The organism is Pantoea agglomerans (genome assembly GCF_021397715.1).
GTDB lineage: Bacteria > Pseudomonadota > Gammaproteobacteria > Enterobacterales > Enterobacteriaceae > Pantoea > Pantoea astica.
In genome coordinates, this window is record NZ_CP090207.1 from 3,042,897 (window position 1) to 3,058,930 (window position 16,034).

Below are 16,034 nucleotides of genomic sequence, written 5' to 3' on the forward strand. Positions count from 1 at the left end.
TCGTTCCCCTGGTCCAGGAGAGAAAACGCCGTTCATCAATCTTCAGGGTAGCTTAGCTACCCTTTTTTACCGGAGCTCGTTATGGGTATCGATTGGAACTGGGGCATTTTCCTCGAACAGGCCCCGTTCGGTAACACGACCTACCTCGGCTGGCTGTGGTCCGGTTTTCAGGTGACGATTGCCGTCTCCTGCTGCGCCTGGATTATTGCTTTCTGCGTGGGTTCATTCTTCGGCATTCTGCGCACCGTGCCTAATCGACTGCTGTCGACCATTGGCACCTGCTATGTCGAACTGTTTCGCAACATTCCGCTGATTGTGCAGTTCTTCTTCTGGTATCTGGTGGCACCGGAACTGGTGGGCGAGAACCTCGGTATGTGGTTCAAGGCCGAGCTCGATCCCAATATTCAGTTCTTCGTCTCATCGGTGATCTGTCTTGGCCTGTTTACCGCTGCCCGCGTCTGCGAGCAGGTACGCGCCGCGATTCAGTCGCTGCCGCGTGGTCAAAAGAATGCCGGTCTGGCGATGGGTTTAACGCTGCCGCAGACCTACCGCTATGTTCTGCTGCCGAACGCTTATCGGGTGATCGTGCCGCCGATGACCTCGGAAATGCTTAACCTGGTCAAGAACTCCGCCATCGCCTCCACTATCGGTCTGGTTGATATGGCGGCGCAGGCGGGCAAACTGCTCGACTACTCCGCGCACGCCTATGAATCCTTTACCGCCATTACGCTGGCCTACATCGCCATTAACCTGGTGATCATGTTGTTGATGAGCCTGGTCGAACGCAAAGTGCGTCTGCCTGGCAATGGGGGAGGCAAGTAATGTACGAGTTTGACTGGAGTTCAATTACCCCCAGCCTGCCCTATCTGCTGAACGGTCTGGTGATCACCTTCAAGATCACCATCACCGCCGTGGTCTTCGGTATTCTCTGGGGCACGCTGCTGGCGGTGATGCGTCTGTCGACCTTTAAGCCCATCAGCTGGTTCGCCAGAATTTATGTCAACCTGTTCCGCTCGGTGCCGCTGGTGATGGTACTGCTGTGGTTCTATCTGGTGGTGCCAAGTTTCCTGCAGCAGGTGCTGGGGCTGTCACCCAAAACTGATATCCGACTGATTTCCGCCATGGTGGCCTTCTCGCTGTTTGAAGCCGCCTATTATTCGGAAATTATTCGCGCCGGGATCATCAGTATCTCACGCGGTCAGGGCAACGCCGCGCTGGCGCTGGGCATGACTCAGTGGCAATCGATGAAACTGATTATCCTGCCACAGGCGTTCCGCGCCATGGTTCCGCTGCTGCTGACCCAGGGTATCGTGCTGTTTCAGGATACCTCGCTGGTCTATGTGTTAAGCCTGGCGGACTTCTTCCGTACGGCGTCCACCATTGGTGAACGCGACGGCACCCAGGTTGAAATGGTTCTGTTTGCCGGTCTGGTCTACTTCGTTATCAGCCTGAGCGCGTCACTGCTGGTCAGTTATCTAAAAAGAAAAAGGACGGTTTAAATGATTAGCCTGAAAAACGTTTCTAAGTGGTATGGTCACTTTCAGGTGCTGACCGACTGCTCTACCGAAGTTAAAAAAGGTGAAGTGGTGGTGGTATGCGGACCGTCCGGCTCCGGTAAATCGACCCTGATTAAGACAGTGAATGGCCTTGAGCCGATTCAGCAAGGCGTGATCGCGGTAAACGGCACCGAAGTGAACAACAAGAAAACCAATCTCGCCCAGCTACGCAGCAAGGTCGGGATGGTGTTCCAGCACTTCGAACTGTTTCCGCACCTCAGCATCATCAACAATCTGGTGCTGGCGCAGGTCAAAGTGCTGAAGCGCGATAAAGCGGCAGCGCGTGATAAGGGGCTGAAACTGCTCAATCGGGTGGGATTATCGGCACACGCCGAGAAGTTTCCAGGTCAGCTCTCGGGCGGCCAGCAGCAGCGTGTGGCGATTGCCCGCGCGCTTTGCATGGACCCGATTGCGATGCTGTTTGACGAGCCAACCTCCGCGCTTGATCCCGAGATGATTAATGAAGTGCTGGATGTGATGGTTGAACTGGCGCAGGAAGGGATGACGATGATGGTGGTGACGCATGAGATGGGCTTTGCCCGGAAAGTGGCCAATCGCGTGATCTTCATGGATGAGGGTAAAATTATCGAAGACACCAACAAAGATGACTTCTTTAATAACCCGCAGTCTGACCGCGCCAAAGATTTCCTCGCAAAAATTCTGCACTGATTTTCTGCACGGGATCTTTTGCACCAGAGAAAGGCGGGCCCGGTTGCCCTGATGCTGGTCAGTTAAGATTAAATTTGCAAAAGCTGCCACGGTCAAACGTGGCAGCTTTTTTTCTGAGCAGGCGTGCCGGAGTGCGGGCCTGAGCACCGCTGCTGCTGCCGGGCCGTCCTCGCGCCGCTTCGCGGTACCTTCGGCTTTGACGTCGTGCCGACGAACCGTTCGGGGATCGGCCCTCCCTGGCCGGCCCCGAACTCTCCACGCTTCCCGGCGTGGCGTTCTGGCCCAACGTCACGCCTCAGCGCTGCGGATAGCCCTTTCAGCAGCAGAGGCGCCCAGGCCTCCAATATCGTGCCCTTTTTAACAACACGCACTGAAGCTTCAGAGCAGGCTCGAGTCGATCAGGGGCAGGCAATCCGCAGCGCTGAGCAGAATGAGTCTGCCAGGAGAGCCCGCAGGACGCGGGCGAAAGGCGGGGCGGCACAGGATGTGCCATCCCCGGCGGTCCGTCAGGCAGAGGAATGAAGTGAAGGCACCGCACAGTGGCGCGAGGACCGCCAGCCCCTGAGCGGCACCAGGCTGCGTTATCACCGGTCGCTTAACTGCCCAGCATCAGGCCAGGTAGCTCACCTTTTTTTCAGGGTTCGAATGGCTGACGCTGAAACTGATCGTGACCGCACTCCGGACAGCGCGACAGGGTTTCCGGCGTGTAGATCGCCCGGGTGAACTGGCACTTTTCACATACCAGATTGCCCAGCCCCACCACCTCGCCGCTCTGATAGACGCCATGGTGATGCAGATCCTGAAACACTTCACGCCACTCAAGCTGGCTTTTATCGGTGATATCCGCCAGCTCTTTCCAGACGCTTTCGCGGATAATCCGCATAAACAGGGAATCGGCCAGCGGTTCTTCTACATCGGTGTAGCTGCGTGCAAATTCTTCTAAATCGCGGCGCACCGAGCTGAGCGCCTGATCGACCTCAGCGGTGGTCAGATCCGGACGCGCCATCAGCTGGCTGCGCCGTTCGCTAATCAGACTATCAATATTCCGATCGCCCTGACGCAGCCGTTCGGTCAGCACCGCTAACGACTCGCGATATTCCTGAGCCACTTTATTCATTTTGTTCTCCTTTATGTAGATAATCGCTGCAGTAAGTTTAGTCGCTTTGCGCTGTTTGCCGTGTCGTCTGTACAGGGAATTACAAAAGGGTGAAGGCATTGACGCTTTCCGCAGAAATCGCGCCAGCAAAAGTGGGAAGTGTTGTTGATGCGCGGCCTTATGGGTATGCTATGCGGATCTTAATATCAGCAAAGTGTTATTCATTAAGGACCACAGGCAGCCATGCAAGAGCAATACCGCCCGGAAGAGATTGAATCCCGTGTGCAGCAGCACTGGGATGAAAACGAAACGTTTAAAGTGACTGAGCAGGAAGGCAAAGAAAAATACTATTGCCTCTCCATGTTGCCCTATCCTTCTGGTCGCCTGCATATGGGCCACGTTCGTAACTACACCATCGGCGACGTAATCGCGCGTTATCAGCGTATGCTCGGCAAAAACGTGCTACAGCCGATCGGCTGGGATGCCTTCGGTCTGCCTGCGGAAGGCGCGGCGGTCAAAAACAATACCGCACCGGCCCCCTGGACCTACGACAACATCGCCTACATGAAAAACCAGCTTAAACTGCTGGGTTTTGGTTATGACTGGAGCCGTGAACTGGCGACCTGTCAGCCGGAATATTATCGCTGGGAACAGTGGTTCTTCACTAAGCTGTATGAAAAAGGCCTGGTGTATAAGAAAACATCTGCGGTGAACTGGTGCCCGAATGACCAGACCGTGCTGGCTAACGAGCAGGTGATTGATGGCTGCTGCTGGCGCTGTGATACCAAAGTTGAACGCAAAGAGATCCCGCAGTGGTTTATTAAAATCACCGATTACGCCGAAGAGCTGCTGAACGACCTTGATACGCTGGAAGAGTGGCCTGAGCAGGTCAAAACCATGCAGCGTAACTGGATTGGCCGCTCTGAAGGGGTAGAAATCACTTTTGACGTGGCGGAGAGTGAAGAAAAAGTCACCGTCTATACCACCCGTCCGGACACCTTTTACGGTGCGACCTATGTCGCGGTAGCGGCCGGTCACCCGCTGGCTACCCAGGCTTCGGTGAATAACCCGGCGCTGGCTGACTTTATCGCCGAATGTCGCAATACCAAAGTAGCTGAAGCGGAAATGGCGACCATGGAGAAGAAAGGCATGGCTACCGGCCTGTCTGCTATCCATCCGCTGACCGGCGAGCCCATCCCGGTCTGGGTGGCTAACTTCGTGCTGATGGAATATGGCACCGGCGCGGTCATGGCGGTTCCGGCACACGATCAGCGTGACTGGGAATTTGCCATCAAATACGATCTGCCGATCAAGCCCGTGGTCCTGAACCTTGACGGCAGCGTGCCAGACGTCAGCACTGCGGCGATGACCGAGAAAGGTGCGCTGTTTAACTCAGGCGAATTTAACGGTCTGGATCATGCCGCCGGCTTCAACGCCATTGCCGAAGCGCTGGCCGCAAAAGGCGTGGGCGTGCGTAAAGTGAACTACCGCCTGCGCGACTGGGGTGTCTCACGCCAGCGTTACTGGGGTGCGCCAATCCCGATGGTCACGCTGGAAGATGGTACGGTCATGCCTGCGCCAGAAGACCAGCTGCCGGTGATCCTGCCGGAAGATGTGGTGATGGACGGTATTACCAGCCCGATCAAAGCCGATCCGGAGTGGGCAAAAACCACGGTGAACGGCCAGCCAGCGCTGCGTGAAACCGACACTTTCGATACCTTTATGGAATCGTCCTGGTACTACGCGCGCTATACCTGTGCAGACTACAAAGATGGCATGCTGGACCCGGCGGCGGCGAACTACTGGCTGCCGGTCGATCAGTATGTGGGCGGGATTGAACACGCCATCATGCACCTGATGTATTTCCGCTTCTTCCACAAACTGCTGCGTGACGCCGGTCTGGTTAACTCCAGTGAACCGGCCAAACGCCTGCTGTGTCAGGGTATGGTACTGGCCGACGCCTTCTATTACCTGGGTGCCAGCGGCGAGCGTAACTGGGTCTCTCCGGTCGACGTTAACGTGGAACGCGATGAGAAAGGCCGCATCATCAAGGCGGTTGATACTCAGGGCCGCGAGGTGATCTATGCGGGCATGAGCAAGATGTCGAAGTCGAAGAACAACGGCATCGATCCTCAGCTGATGGTCGAGCGTTACGGCGCCGATACCGTACGTCTGTTTATGATGTTTGCTTCTCCAGCTGATATGACGCTGGAGTGGCAGGAATCAGGCGTAGAAGGCGCTAACCGCTTCCTGAAGCGCGTCTGGAAACTGGTGTTCGACCATACGCAGAAAGGCGCTACCGTAGCGCTCGACGTCGCCAGCCTCAATGATGAGCAGAAATCGCTGCGTCGCGATCTGCACAAAACCATCGCCAAAGTGGCGGATGACATTGGCCGTCGTCAGACGTTCAACACCGCCATTGCCGCCATTATGGAGCTGATGAACAAGCTGGCGCGCGCGCCACAGGAGAGCGAGCAGGATCGTGCGCTGATGCAGGAAGCGCTGCTGGCGATCGTCCGTCTGCTCTATCCGTTCACTCCGCATGCCAGCTATGTGCTGTGGCAGACGCTGGGTGGCGAAGGCACGATTGATGAAGCCGCGTGGCCGGTTGCTGATGAAGCCGCAATGGTGGAAGATTCACTGCTGGTGGTGGTGCAGGTTAACGGTAAAGTGCGCGGTAAAATTACTGTGCCAGCCGATGCCACACAGGAACAGGTTCAGGCACGCGCTGCCCAGGAGCATCTGGTGGCGAAGTACCTGAACGGCGTGACGATTCGTAAAGTCATTTATGTACCGGGCAAACTGCTTAACCTGGTCGTGGGTTAAGTTCAGGAGGAACTGTGCGACATCCGATTATCAGGTTGTTTGTCATGCTGGCGGTGGTGATCACCGCTGGCTGTGGTTTTCATCCACGCGGCACCACCCAGGTGCCGAGTGAACTGAAAACCCTGATTGTTTCTACCGGCGATCCTTACGGGCCACTGGCGCGTACCGTTCGTCAGCAGCTGCGTATCAACAATGTGCGCATTGTTGAGGACAGCAAGCAGAACCGCACCGATATCCCGACGCTGCGTCTGGGTAGCGAATTGCAGGGCCGCGATACCGCGTCGGTCTTTATCACTGGTACCGCCGCCGAGTACCAGCTGGTGATGACCATTACCGCGCAGGTGTTGTTGCCGGGCAAAGGTATCTATCCGATCAGCACCACGGTCTATCGTTCGTTCTTCGATAACCCGAATGCGGCGCTGGCGAAAGATGCTGAGCAGGACATGATTACGCAGGAGATGCGTCAGCGTGCTGCCGAACAGCTGGTACGTAAGCTGCTGACGGTTCATGCCGCCCAGCTCAACAATAAAGACACCCTGCGCCAGACGACGATTCCGGTGCCGGGTCAGGACTCAGAGGAAGTCCCTTCTTCCTCTGCCACCAGTCTGCAATGATCAGGATTTATCCTGAGCAACTCAGCGCGCAGCTCCGTGAGGGGCTGCGCGCCTGTTATTTGTTAGCCGGTAACGAACCCTTACTGTTGCAGGAGAGCGCAGACGCGATCCGGGCAGCCGCCACCACGCAGGGCTTTGAAGAGCACTTCAGCGTCAGTCTTGATGCCCAGACCGACTGGGAGAGCCTGTTCGTCAGCTGTCAGTCGCTGAGTCTGTTTGCCCAGCGGCAGACGCTCACCCTGCAATTCCCCGACAATGGCCCGAATGCCGCGATGGCTGAGCAGCTGGTTAAGCTGTCACAACTGCTGCATGCCGATATTCTGCTGATATGCCGGATGCCGAAGCTGACCAAAGCGCAGGAAAACAGCGCCTGGTTTAAAGCCCTTTCCGCTTCCGCCGTGTTAGTCCCCTGCCAGACCCCGGAACAGGCACAACTGCCGCGCTGGGTGGCGAACCGCGCCAAAGCGCTGAAACTGGCGGTAGATGACGCGGCGATTCAGCTGCTGTGCTACTGCTATGAGGGCAATCTGCTGGCGCTGGCCCAGGCGCTGGAGCGGCTGTCGCTGCAGTGGCCGGATGGCAAACTGACGCTGCCACGGGTTGAAGAAGCGGTCAGCGATGCGGCGCACTTTACCCCTTTCCACTGGGTTGATGCCGTGCTGGCGGGCAAAAGTCGCCGCGCGTTGCATATCCTGCATCAGCTGGAGCGGGAAGAGAGCGAAGTGGTGATCCTGCTGCGTACTCTGCAACGCGACTTACTGACGCTGCTGCATCTGCAACGCCATCAAACACAACAGCCGCTGCGTACGCTGATGGATCAGCAGCGCATCTGGCAGAATCGCCGTGCCCTGTTCACGGAGGCGCTGCAACGGCTGGATGCGGTGCGTCTGCAACGCGCTATTCATCTGCTGAGTCAGATAGAGATCACCTTAAAGCAGGATTACGGCCAGCCGGTCTGGCCGCAGCTGCAAACCCTGACGCTGCTGCTCAGCAGCCGCGCGTTTCCCGCGAGCTTCGCCCATGTCTGAGTTACACGCGCTGTTTGGCGGCACCTTCGATCCGATTCATTTCGGCCACCTGCGTCCGGTTGAAGCACTGGCGCAGCAGACCGGGCTGCAAAAAGTCACGCTGTTGCCCAACAACGTCCCGCCGCATCGTCCGCAGCCGGAAGCCAGCGCGGATCAGCGGGTCGATATGCTGCGTTGCGCCATCGCCGACTTGCCGCTGTTTGACATTGATACCCGCGAACTGAAGCGCGATACGCCTTCCTGGACCGTGGCCACGCTGGAAAACCTGCGTGCCGAGCGCGGTGCCCGGCAACCGCTGGGCTTTATCATCGGTCAGGATTCGCTGCTCAGCTTATCAAAGTGGCATCGCTGGCAGGATCTGCTGACGCTCTGTCATCTGCTGGTGTGCCAGCGGCCGGGTTATCCGACGCAGATGGCGTCACCAGAGATGCAGCGCTGGCTCGATCAGCATGTGACGCACGACGTACAACAGCTCCATCTTCAGCCCGCTGGCCATATCTGGCTGGCAGAAACGCCGCTGGTTGACATCTCCGCTACCGAGATCCGTCGCCGTCGCCATCATCATCAATCCTGCGACGACCTGCTGCCCGCTGCGGTTATCGATTATATCGACCGCGCAGGCTTATATCGCGACTGATCCGGGCATGCTATACTGCGCCGCTTAATTTTTTGGCTGCATAATCCGGGCTTACAGCCGGCTCGTCACCACCAGTTTTAGAGGGGAACCTTTTGCAAGGTAAAGCACTCCAAGAGTTCGTTATTGATAAGATTGATGATCTCAAAGGCCAGGACATTGTCACCATCGACGTTCAGGGCAAATCCAGCATCACCGATTTCATGATCATCTGCACCGGCACCTCCACGCGTCATGTGACTTCTATCGCAGAACACGTAGAGCAGGAGTCGCGTTTAGCTGGCCTGATGCCGTTAGGCATTGAAGGCAAAAGCACAGCAGATTGGGTTGTGGTTGATCTCGGTGATGTCATCGTGCATGTGATGCAGGAAGAGAGTCGCCAGCTGTATGAGCTGGAAAAACTCTGGGGCTAACCGGTGAAACTGCAACTTGTTGCCGTCGGCACCAAAATGCCTGACTGGGTGCAGACCGGTTTTATGGAGTATCTGCGCCGCTTCCCGAAAGATATGCCGCTGGAGCTGACCGAAGTCACCGCAGGTAAACGCGGCAAAAATGCTGACATTAAACGCATCCTTGAAAAAGAGGGTGAGGCGATGTTAGCGGCGGTCGGCAAAGGCAATCGCATCGTGACGCTGGATATTCCCGGACATCCGTGGGAAACCCCGCAGCTGGCACAGCAGCTTGAACGCTGGAAGCTGGATGGTCGCGATGTCAGCCTGTTGATTGGCGGTCCTGAAGGTCTGGCCCCGGCGTGTAAAGCGGCGGCCGAACAGAGCTGGTCACTGTCAGCATTGACGCTGCCCCATCCGCTGGTGCGCGTGCTGGTGGCCGAAAGCCTGTATCGTGCATGGAGCATAACGACAAATCATCCTTATCATCGTGAATGACCGATCAGCCCACATCAGACATGACAAGTAGCGGATGAAATTACAAAGCAACGCCTTTCGCGATTACAGTGCCGAACAGAAACTCTTTGTCCGCCGGGCATTTATCGCTTTCGTCGGGATCTTACTGCTCTCCTCCGTGCTGGTGGTTAACCTTTACCACCTGCAAATTTTACGCTTTGACGATTACAGCACCCGCTCAAACGAAAACCGCATCAAGCTGGTGCCGGTTGCGCCCAGCCGCGGCATTATCTATGACCGGACCGGCACGCCGCTGGCGCTGAACCGCACCATCTATCAGGCCGAACTGGTGCCGGAAAAAGTCGATAATCTGCAGCAGACGCTGGATAATCTGCGCCCGATTCTTGAACTCACCGACGACGACCTCGAAAACTTTCAAAAAGAGCGCAAACGCTCGCGTCGATTTACCTCTATTCCGGTGAAGACTGGCCTGAACGAAGTGCAGGTCGCGCGCTTTGCCGTTAATCAGTACCGCTTTCCCGGCGTTGAAGTTAAAGGCTATCAGCGCCGCTACTACCCGTTTGGCCAGACCCTGACGCACGTTGTCGGTTATGTGTCAAAAATTAACGATCGTGACGTCGCCCGCCTCGATAAAGAGGGGAAATGGCCGAACTACGCAGCCACGCACGACATCGGTAAGCTGGGCATTGAAGCCTATTACGAAGATCTGCTACATGGCAAAACCGGTTTTGAAGAGGTTGAAGTCAACAACCGTGGCCGGGTGATCCGTCAGTTGCACGAAGAGTCGCCGCAGGCGGGCCGTGATATCTACCTGACCATCGACCTGAAGCTGCAGCAGTATATCGAAACGCTGCTGACCGGCAGTCGCGCCGCCGTGGTGGTCAGCGATCCGCGTACCGGCGAGATCCTCGCTATGGTTTCCACCCCCAGCTATGACCCGAACCTGTTTGTCGACGGTATCTCCAGCAAGGATTATCGCGGCCTGCTCAGCGATGAAAACCGACCGCTGTATAACCGTGCCATTCAGGCCGCTTATCCTCCCGCCTCGACGGTGAAACCTTATGTGGCGGTCTCTGCGCTAAGTGCTGGCGTCATTAACCGCAATACCAGCCTGTTCGATCCGGGCTGGTGGCAGTTGCCGGGCTCTGAGAAGCGTTTTCGTGACTGGAAAAAATGGGGCCACGGCCGGCTGAACGTGACCAAAGCGCTGGAAGAGTCTGCCGATACCTTCTTCTATCAGGTTGCCTATGACATGGGCATCGATCGGCTATCGGAATGGATGAACAAGTTTGGCTACGGCAACCGTACCGGCATCGATTTGCCGCAGGAGAGCGCCGGTAACATGCCAACCCGTGACTGGAAGCTCAGACGCTTTAAAAAGCCGTGGTATCAGGGCGACACCATCCCGGTGGGCATCGGCCAGGGTTACTGGACGGCGACGCCGCTGCAGATGAACAAAGCGATGATGATTCTGATTAACGACGGCGTGATCAGGGTGCCGCACATGCTGCGCGCGACCCGCGAAGGACGCACCCTGGTGCCCTATCGCCAGCCGCCAGCCACGCCGATTGGCGACATTCATTCCGGCTACTGGGAAATTGCCAAAGACGGCATGTATGGCGTGGCTAATCGCCCTAACGGCACCGCGCACAAGAGCTTTGCTGACGCACCCTATAAAATCGCCGCCAAATCGGGAACGGCGCAGGTGTTTGGCCTGAAAGAGAATGAAACCTATAACGCACATAAAATTGCCGAACGATTACGCGACCATAAGCTGATGACCGCGTTTGCTCCCTATGACAAGCCTCGGGTCGCGGTGACCATTATCCTGGAAAACGGCGGCGCCGGACCGGCTGTGGGTACCGTTATGCGCCAGATTCTGGATCACATCATGTTAGGTGATAACAATACTGTCCTGCCGGACGCCGCCCCCACGCCGCCCGGCTATGAAGGTGAATAAACATGTCGATGAACGATAGTCCGCAGAAACGATCAATCTGGACCCGCATCCATATTGATCCGCTGTTTATGCTGGTGATTCTCGGCCTGCTGATTTACAGCGCCGTGGTGATCTGGAGCGCCAGTGGTCAGGACCCGGGCATGATGGAACGCAAAATCGGTCAGATCGCGATGGGGCTGGTGATCATGATTGTGCTGGCGCAGGTGCCGCCGCGCGTCTACGAAGGCTGGGCGCCCTACCTCTATATCATCTGCGTCATTTTGCTGATTGCGGTGGATGCGTTTGGGCAGATCAGTAAAGGGGCGCAGCGTTGGCTCGACCTCGGTATCGTCCGTTTTCAGCCGTCGGAGATCGCGAAGATTGCCGTGCCGCTGATGGTGGCGCGCTTTATTAACCGTGACGTCTGCCCGCCAACCCTGAAGAATACCGGTATCGCACTGATCCTGATTTTTGTGCCCACTCTGCTGGTGGCGGCGCAGCCCGATCTCGGCACCTCGATCCTGATTGCCGCTTCGGGACTGTTTGTGCTGTTCCTGTCCGGCATGAGCTGGAAACTGATTGGCGTCGCGGTGCTGCTGGTGGCGGCCTTTATCCCGATTCTGTGGTTCTTCCTGATGCACGACTATCAACGTGACCGCGTGATGATGCTGCTCGATCCGGAAAGCGACCCGCTGGGCGCCGGTTACCATATTATTCAGTCGAAAATTGCGATTGGCTCTGGCGGGCTGCGGGGCAAAGGCTGGCTGCAGGGCACCCAGTCACAGCTGGAGTTTTTGCCGGAGCGCCACACTGACTTTATTTTTGCCGTGCTGGCCGAAGAGTTAGGGCTGGTGGGCGTGCTGGTTCTGCTGGCGCTCTATCTGCTGCTGATCATGCGCGGTTTGATCGTGGCAGCCCGGGCGCAAACCACCTTTGGTCGGGTAATGGCCGGCGGTTTAATGCTGATTTTATTCGTTTATGTTTTCGTTAACATTGGCATGGTTAGTGGTATCTTACCGGTAGTTGGCGTGCCGTTGCCGCTGGTCAGTTATGGCGGCTCCGCGCTTATCGTGCTCATGGCGGGATTTGGCATTGTGATGTCGATCCATACTCACCGAAAAATGTTATCTAAAAGTGTTTAAGAGGCAGCAGATGCGTAAGGAATGGCTTGGCGTTGCACTGGCATCACTGGTTCTGGCAGCCTGTACCACGCCGGAACCCCAAAATACCGCGCCGCCACAACCGGCTTATAATGGCCCGGTGGTGGAGATTCCAGGCGTTGAGCCACGCTATGAGCCGATTAATCCTGGCACCAGCCAGGATTACAGCGTCAACGGCAAAAACTACCGCATCATTAAAGATCCGTCGAACTACAGTGAAGTGGGCCTCGCCACCTGGTACGGCGAAGAAGCCCAAGGCAATCGCACCGCTACCGGCGAAGCCTATGATCCGGATGCGCTCACCGCCGCGCACCCTACGCTGCCGCTGCCGAGCTATGTGCGCGTCACCAACATCGCTAATGGTCGCCAGATTGTGGTGCGGGTTAACGATCGCGGCCCTTATACGCCAGGCCGTATCATCGACCTGTCGCGCGCCGCAGGGGATCGCCTCAATATCTCCAATAATTCACGGGTCCGCGTTGATTACATTAAGGTCGCGCCGGATGGGACGCTTTCCGGTCCCGGCACCATCGGAACGGTGGTCGCGAAACAGAGCTATTCCCTGCCGGCCCGCCCGGATCTCAGCGGAGGTGCCGTGATGAACAGCGGCAGCGCCGCAGCTTCCCAGCCTGCACCGCAAAACGTCGAGGCGATCAGCAACAGCACGTTGCAGAGCAGTGACAACATGGGCGCACCGGTACAGAGCAGTGGTTTCCTCGGCGCACCTCAGCCGTTAGCCACCGGCGTGCTGGAAGGCAATGAACCCGCCGCCGCGCCTGCGGTGACGGCCGCACCGGCAGCCGCAGAAGCCAGCGCGGCACCGACTGCCAGCCCAGCCGCTGGTGGCTATGTGGTGCAGGTCGGCGCGCTGAACGATCCGGCGCGGGCGCAGCAACTGATGAAAAGCCTGAGCCAGCGTTATGGCGTGCCCGGCACGGTGGAAACCGCGGGCAATGTCTATCGCGTCCAGCTCGGCGGTTATCCGACCCGTGCCGAAGCGGCCGCGTTGCAACAGCGTCTGAGCAGTGATGGCCAGACGGCCTCATTTATTACCAGTACGCGTCGCTGATTGAACGGTTTACCGTTACGTCTGCTAACAACCCAATCATCCTGCCCGATGCGGTCCAGACGGCCATTGGGTATGATGAATGATTTACTTAACCTCAAAACCACGGATGTTGTAGTCCTACACATGAACACGCTGAAATCATCTCGTTTGCTGAAACGCCTGACAGTGGGATCACTGATCGCCTTCTCTCTCAGCCATGCCGCTATTGCTGATGACGTCAATCTCAAGACCATGATTCCGGGCGTACCGGACATTGATGCCGAAGCGTATGTCCTTATCGACTACAACTCGGGCAAAGTGCTGGCGGAAAAGAATGCCGATGCCCGTCGCGATCCGGCCAGTCTGACCAAAATGATGACCAGCTACGTGATTGGCCAGGCAGTCAAAGCGGGCAAAATCCATCAGGACGATCTGGTCACCGTTGGTCCGGATGCCTGGGCCACCGGTAATCCGGTGTTTAAAGGTTCATCGCTGATGTTCCTCAAGCCGGGCGATCGGGTTCCGGTTTCACAGCTGACGCGTGGGATTGTGCTGCAGTCGGGTAACGACGCCTGTGTCGCCATGGCTGACTATGTCGCCGGCAGCCAGGATGCGTTCGTTAATCTGATGAACAACTACGTCAAAGCGATTGGCCTGCAGAATACCCATTTCCAGACGGTACACGGTCTGGATGCCGAAGGTCAGTACAGCTCGGCGCGCGACATGGCGCTGATTGGTCAGGCGCTGATCCGCGACGTGCCGGAAGAGTACGCTGTTTATAAAGAGAAAGAGTTCACCTTCAACAATATCCGCCAGATGAACCGTAACGGTCTGCTGTGGGATACCAACCTGAACGTGGATGGCATTAAAACCGGTCACACCAATGCGGCCGGTTACAACCTGGTGGCTTCAGCTACCGAAGGCCAGATGCGTCTGATCTCCGCGGTAATGGGCGGTCACACCTACAAAGGCCGCGAAACCGAAAGCAAAAAACTGCTGACGTGGGGCTTCCGCTTCTTTGAAACTGTCGCACCGCTGAAAGCGGGCAAAGAGTTCGCCTCTGAGCCGGTGTGGTTTGGCGACAACGATCGCGTCCAGCTCGGCGTTGAGAAAGATGCCTACCTGACGATTCCGCGCGGCCGGATGAAAGATCTGAAAGCCAGTTATGTGCTCAACAACACCGAGCTGCACGCGCCGCTGAAGAAAAATCAGGTCGTCGGCAGCATTAACTTCCAGCTGGATGGCAAAACCATCGAACAGCGTCCGCTGGTGGTGTTAAATGAGATTCAGGAAGGCGGGTTCTTCAGCCGCATCGTGGACTACATCAAACTGATGTTCCATCACTGGTTCGGCTAAGCGTAGTGGGTGGTTGAAAAGTCACCCCATCGCCCCCATTACAGGTTATTATGATGCTCCCGCTCAGGCGGGAGTCTTTTTTTATGCACCGGAGTCAATATGAAAACCAAACTGAATGAACTGCTCGAATTTCCTACCCCGTTTACCTACAAAGTAATGGGTCTGGCGCAACCGGAGCTGGTTGATCAAGTGGTTGAAGTGGTGCAACGCCATGCGCCCGGCGACTACAGTCCTGAAGTCAAGCCGAGCAGCAAGGGCAACTATCACTCCGTAAACATCACCATTACCGCCACCCACATCGAGCAGGTTGAACGCCTGTACGAAGAGCTGGGCCAGATCGAAATCGTACGCATGGTGCTCTGATTTGCAGAGTCGGCGAAGCGTCTTACCCGGACGGTTTGCCGACGTTATTCTCAGCTTAATTTGTTAAAGCGGGTCATCGTTTTGTCAGTTGAAACCCTTCTCGTCCGCCGGTCAGGTTTACGCGACTGGCAATCCGTCTCCGACGCCATGCATCACTATACCGACCAGCGCGACAGCCTGAGTCGCGATGAGATCTGGCTGGTGGAACATCCTGCGGTATTTACCCAGGGCCAGGCAGGAAAAGCGGAGCATCTGCTGATGCCCGGCGATATTCCGGTGGTGCAGAGCGACCGTGGCGGCCAGGTCACCTATCATGGACCGGGCCAGCAGGTGATGTACGTGCTGATTGATATCAAGCGCCGCAAGCTAGGCGTACGCCAGCTGGTAACCGCGCTGGAAGAGACGGTGATTGCTACCCTGGCCGGATTTGGCGTCAATGCCCGCGCGCGCGCCGACGCGCCTGGCGTCTATGTGGGTGAACAAAAAATCTGTTCACTCGGGCTGCGGATCCGTAAAGGCTGCTCGTTTCACGGTCTGGCGCTGAATGTCGCCATGGACCTTGCACCCTTTTCGCGAATCAATCCCTGTGGCTATGCGGGCATGAGCATGACCCAGCTGCAGCAGTTTCAGCCAGACATCCGGCTGGAACAGGTTCAGGCCCCGCTGGTTGACGCATTTGCCCGTCTGACAGGTTATGAAAATGTTGAATGGTCAGAGGAAGATTTGCCGCTTCAGCCTTAACGCTGAATGCGAATTTACAAATATGTAACTTATCCGCGCTGACGGTGGCTGCTTCCGGGGCGATGAGATGATATAATTTTTGCACTTTTTTCAAATAAAGTTGAAAGCACCCTTCTCGGGTTGAGTGAGAACGCTTTC

The 16,034-nt window shown here is 56.6% G+C and carries 16 protein-coding genes; 15 read left to right on the forward strand and 1 reads right to left on the reverse strand.

Features of this window, described 5'->3' with window-relative positions; genetic code table 11:
* Window positions 1–81 precede the first annotated feature (81 nt).
* From LZU96_RS14425 to LZU96_RS14435, 3 genes are read left to right on the forward strand one after another with little or no spacing between them, the layout of a single operon-like run.
* A complete protein-coding gene (locus tag LZU96_RS14425; RefSeq protein WP_233984921.1) occupies window positions 82–822 on the forward strand; it encodes an amino acid ABC transporter permease in 741 nt (246 codons plus the stop codon).
* Window positions 822–1,499: a glutamate/aspartate ABC transporter permease GltK gene (gene gltK, locus LZU96_RS14430; RefSeq protein WP_233984922.1), complete on the forward strand. Its 678-nt coding sequence runs from the start codon at window positions 822–824 to the stop codon at window positions 1,497–1,499. Before LZU96_RS14425 ends, gltK begins: the two co-directional genes overlap by 1 nt.
* Window positions 1,500–2,225: an amino acid ABC transporter ATP-binding protein gene (locus LZU96_RS14435; protein WP_233984923.1), complete on the forward strand. Its 726-nt coding sequence runs from the start codon at window positions 1,500–1,502 to the stop codon at window positions 2,223–2,225.
* A gap of 634 nt (window positions 2,226–2,859) precedes the next feature.
* Here LZU96_RS14435 and LZU96_RS14440 read toward each other — a convergent pair.
* Window positions 2,860–3,342 (reverse strand): zinc ribbon-containing protein, encoded by a 483-nt coding sequence (locus tag LZU96_RS14440; RefSeq protein ID WP_233984924.1) that lies wholly within the window; start codon window positions 3,340–3,342, stop codon window positions 2,860–2,862.
* Between the two features lie 222 nt (window positions 3,343–3,564).
* On the opposite strand from LZU96_RS14440, the gene leuS reads away from it, so the two are divergent.
* From leuS to lipB, 12 genes are all read left to right on the forward strand, one after another.
* A complete protein-coding gene (gene leuS / locus LZU96_RS14445; RefSeq protein WP_233984926.1) occupies window positions 3,565–6,147 on the forward strand; it encodes a leucine--tRNA ligase in 2,583 nt (860 codons plus the stop codon).
* 14 nt (window positions 6,148–6,161) lie between these two features.
* Complete coding sequence (gene lptE, locus LZU96_RS14450; protein ID WP_233984927.1) at window positions 6,162–6,761, forward strand: LPS assembly lipoprotein LptE; 600 nt, start codon at window positions 6,162–6,164, stop codon at window positions 6,759–6,761.
* On the forward strand, window positions 6,758–7,789 hold the full coding sequence (gene holA, locus LZU96_RS14455; protein ID WP_233984928.1) for a DNA polymerase III subunit delta: 1,032 nt from the start codon (window positions 6,758–6,760) through the stop codon (window positions 7,787–7,789). Before lptE ends, holA begins: the two co-directional genes overlap by 4 nt.
* The gene (gene nadD / locus LZU96_RS14460; protein WP_233984929.1) at window positions 7,782–8,426 is read left to right on the forward strand and encodes a nicotinate-nucleotide adenylyltransferase; all 645 of its coding nucleotides are present in this window, start codon (window positions 7,782–7,784) and stop codon (window positions 8,424–8,426) included. Before holA ends, nadD begins: the two co-directional genes overlap by 8 nt.
* 92 nt (window positions 8,427–8,518) lie before the next feature.
* Complete coding sequence (rsfS, locus tag LZU96_RS14465) at window positions 8,519–8,836, forward strand: ribosome silencing factor (RefSeq protein ID WP_233984930.1); 318 nt, start codon at window positions 8,519–8,521, stop codon at window positions 8,834–8,836.
* A gap of 3 nt (window positions 8,837–8,839) precedes the next feature.
* Complete coding sequence (rlmH, locus tag LZU96_RS14470) at window positions 8,840–9,310, forward strand: 23S rRNA (pseudouridine(1915)-N(3))-methyltransferase RlmH (protein WP_031377197.1); 471 nt, start codon at window positions 8,840–8,842, stop codon at window positions 9,308–9,310.
* Window positions 9,311–9,344: 34 nt separating this feature from the next.
* Window positions 9,345–11,249: a peptidoglycan DD-transpeptidase MrdA gene (gene mrdA, locus LZU96_RS14475; protein WP_233984931.1), complete on the forward strand. Its 1,905-nt coding sequence runs from the start codon at window positions 9,345–9,347 to the stop codon at window positions 11,247–11,249.
* Window positions 11,250–11,257: 8 nt separating this feature from the next.
* Window positions 11,258–12,370, forward strand: coding sequence for a peptidoglycan glycosyltransferase MrdB (mrdB, locus tag LZU96_RS14480; protein WP_233988208.1), 1,113 nt, complete (start codon window positions 11,258–11,260; stop codon window positions 12,368–12,370).
* Window positions 12,371–12,380: 10 nt separating this feature from the next.
* A complete protein-coding gene (gene rlpA / locus LZU96_RS14485) occupies window positions 12,381–13,457 on the forward strand; it encodes an endolytic peptidoglycan transglycosylase RlpA (RefSeq protein WP_233984932.1) in 1,077 nt (358 codons plus the stop codon).
* A 123-nt stretch (window positions 13,458–13,580) separates the two neighbouring features.
* The gene (gene dacA / locus LZU96_RS14490) at window positions 13,581–14,792 is read left to right on the forward strand and encodes a D-alanyl-D-alanine carboxypeptidase DacA (RefSeq protein ID WP_031377759.1); all 1,212 of its coding nucleotides are present in this window, start codon (window positions 13,581–13,583) and stop codon (window positions 14,790–14,792) included.
* 99 nt (window positions 14,793–14,891) lie between these two features.
* A complete protein-coding gene (gene ybeD / locus LZU96_RS14495) occupies window positions 14,892–15,155 on the forward strand; it encodes a DUF493 family protein YbeD (protein ID WP_094119629.1) in 264 nt (87 codons plus the stop codon).
* A gap of 81 nt (window positions 15,156–15,236) precedes the next feature.
* Window positions 15,237–15,896 (forward strand): lipoyl(octanoyl) transferase LipB, encoded by a 660-nt coding sequence (lipB, locus tag LZU96_RS14500; RefSeq protein WP_233984933.1) that lies wholly within the window; start codon window positions 15,237–15,239, stop codon window positions 15,894–15,896.
* The last annotated feature ends 138 nt before the right edge of the window (window positions 15,897–16,034 follow it).

Coding starts and splice junctions, on each gene's coding strand:
- LZU96_RS14425 (WP_233984921.1), top strand. CDS start 82: ATGGGTATCGATTGGAACTGGGGCATTTTCCTCGAACAGGCCCCGTTC.
- gltK (WP_233984922.1), top strand. CDS start 822: ATGTACGAGTTTGACTGGAGTTCAATTACCCCCAGCCTGCCCTATCTG.
- LZU96_RS14435 (WP_233984923.1), top strand. CDS start 1,500: ATGATTAGCCTGAAAAACGTTTCTAAGTGGTATGGTCACTTTCAGGTG.
- LZU96_RS14440 (WP_233984924.1), bottom strand. CDS start 3,342: ATGAATAAAGTGGCTCAGGAATATCGCGAGTCGTTAGCGGTGCTGACC.
- leuS (WP_233984926.1), top strand. CDS start 3,565: ATGCAAGAGCAATACCGCCCGGAAGAGATTGAATCCCGTGTGCAGCAG.
- holA (WP_233984928.1), top strand. CDS start 6,758: ATGATCAGGATTTATCCTGAGCAACTCAGCGCGCAGCTCCGTGAGGGG.
- nadD (WP_233984929.1), top strand. CDS start 7,782: ATGTCTGAGTTACACGCGCTGTTTGGCGGCACCTTCGATCCGATTCAT.
- mrdA (WP_233984931.1), top strand. CDS start 9,345: ATGAAATTACAAAGCAACGCCTTTCGCGATTACAGTGCCGAACAGAAA.
- mrdB (WP_233988208.1), top strand. CDS start 11,258: ATGAACGATAGTCCGCAGAAACGATCAATCTGGACCCGCATCCATATT.
- rlpA (WP_233984932.1), top strand. CDS start 12,381: ATGCGTAAGGAATGGCTTGGCGTTGCACTGGCATCACTGGTTCTGGCA.
- dacA (WP_031377759.1), top strand. CDS start 13,581: ATGAACACGCTGAAATCATCTCGTTTGCTGAAACGCCTGACAGTGGGA.
- ybeD (WP_094119629.1), top strand. CDS start 14,892: ATGAAAACCAAACTGAATGAACTGCTCGAATTTCCTACCCCGTTTACC.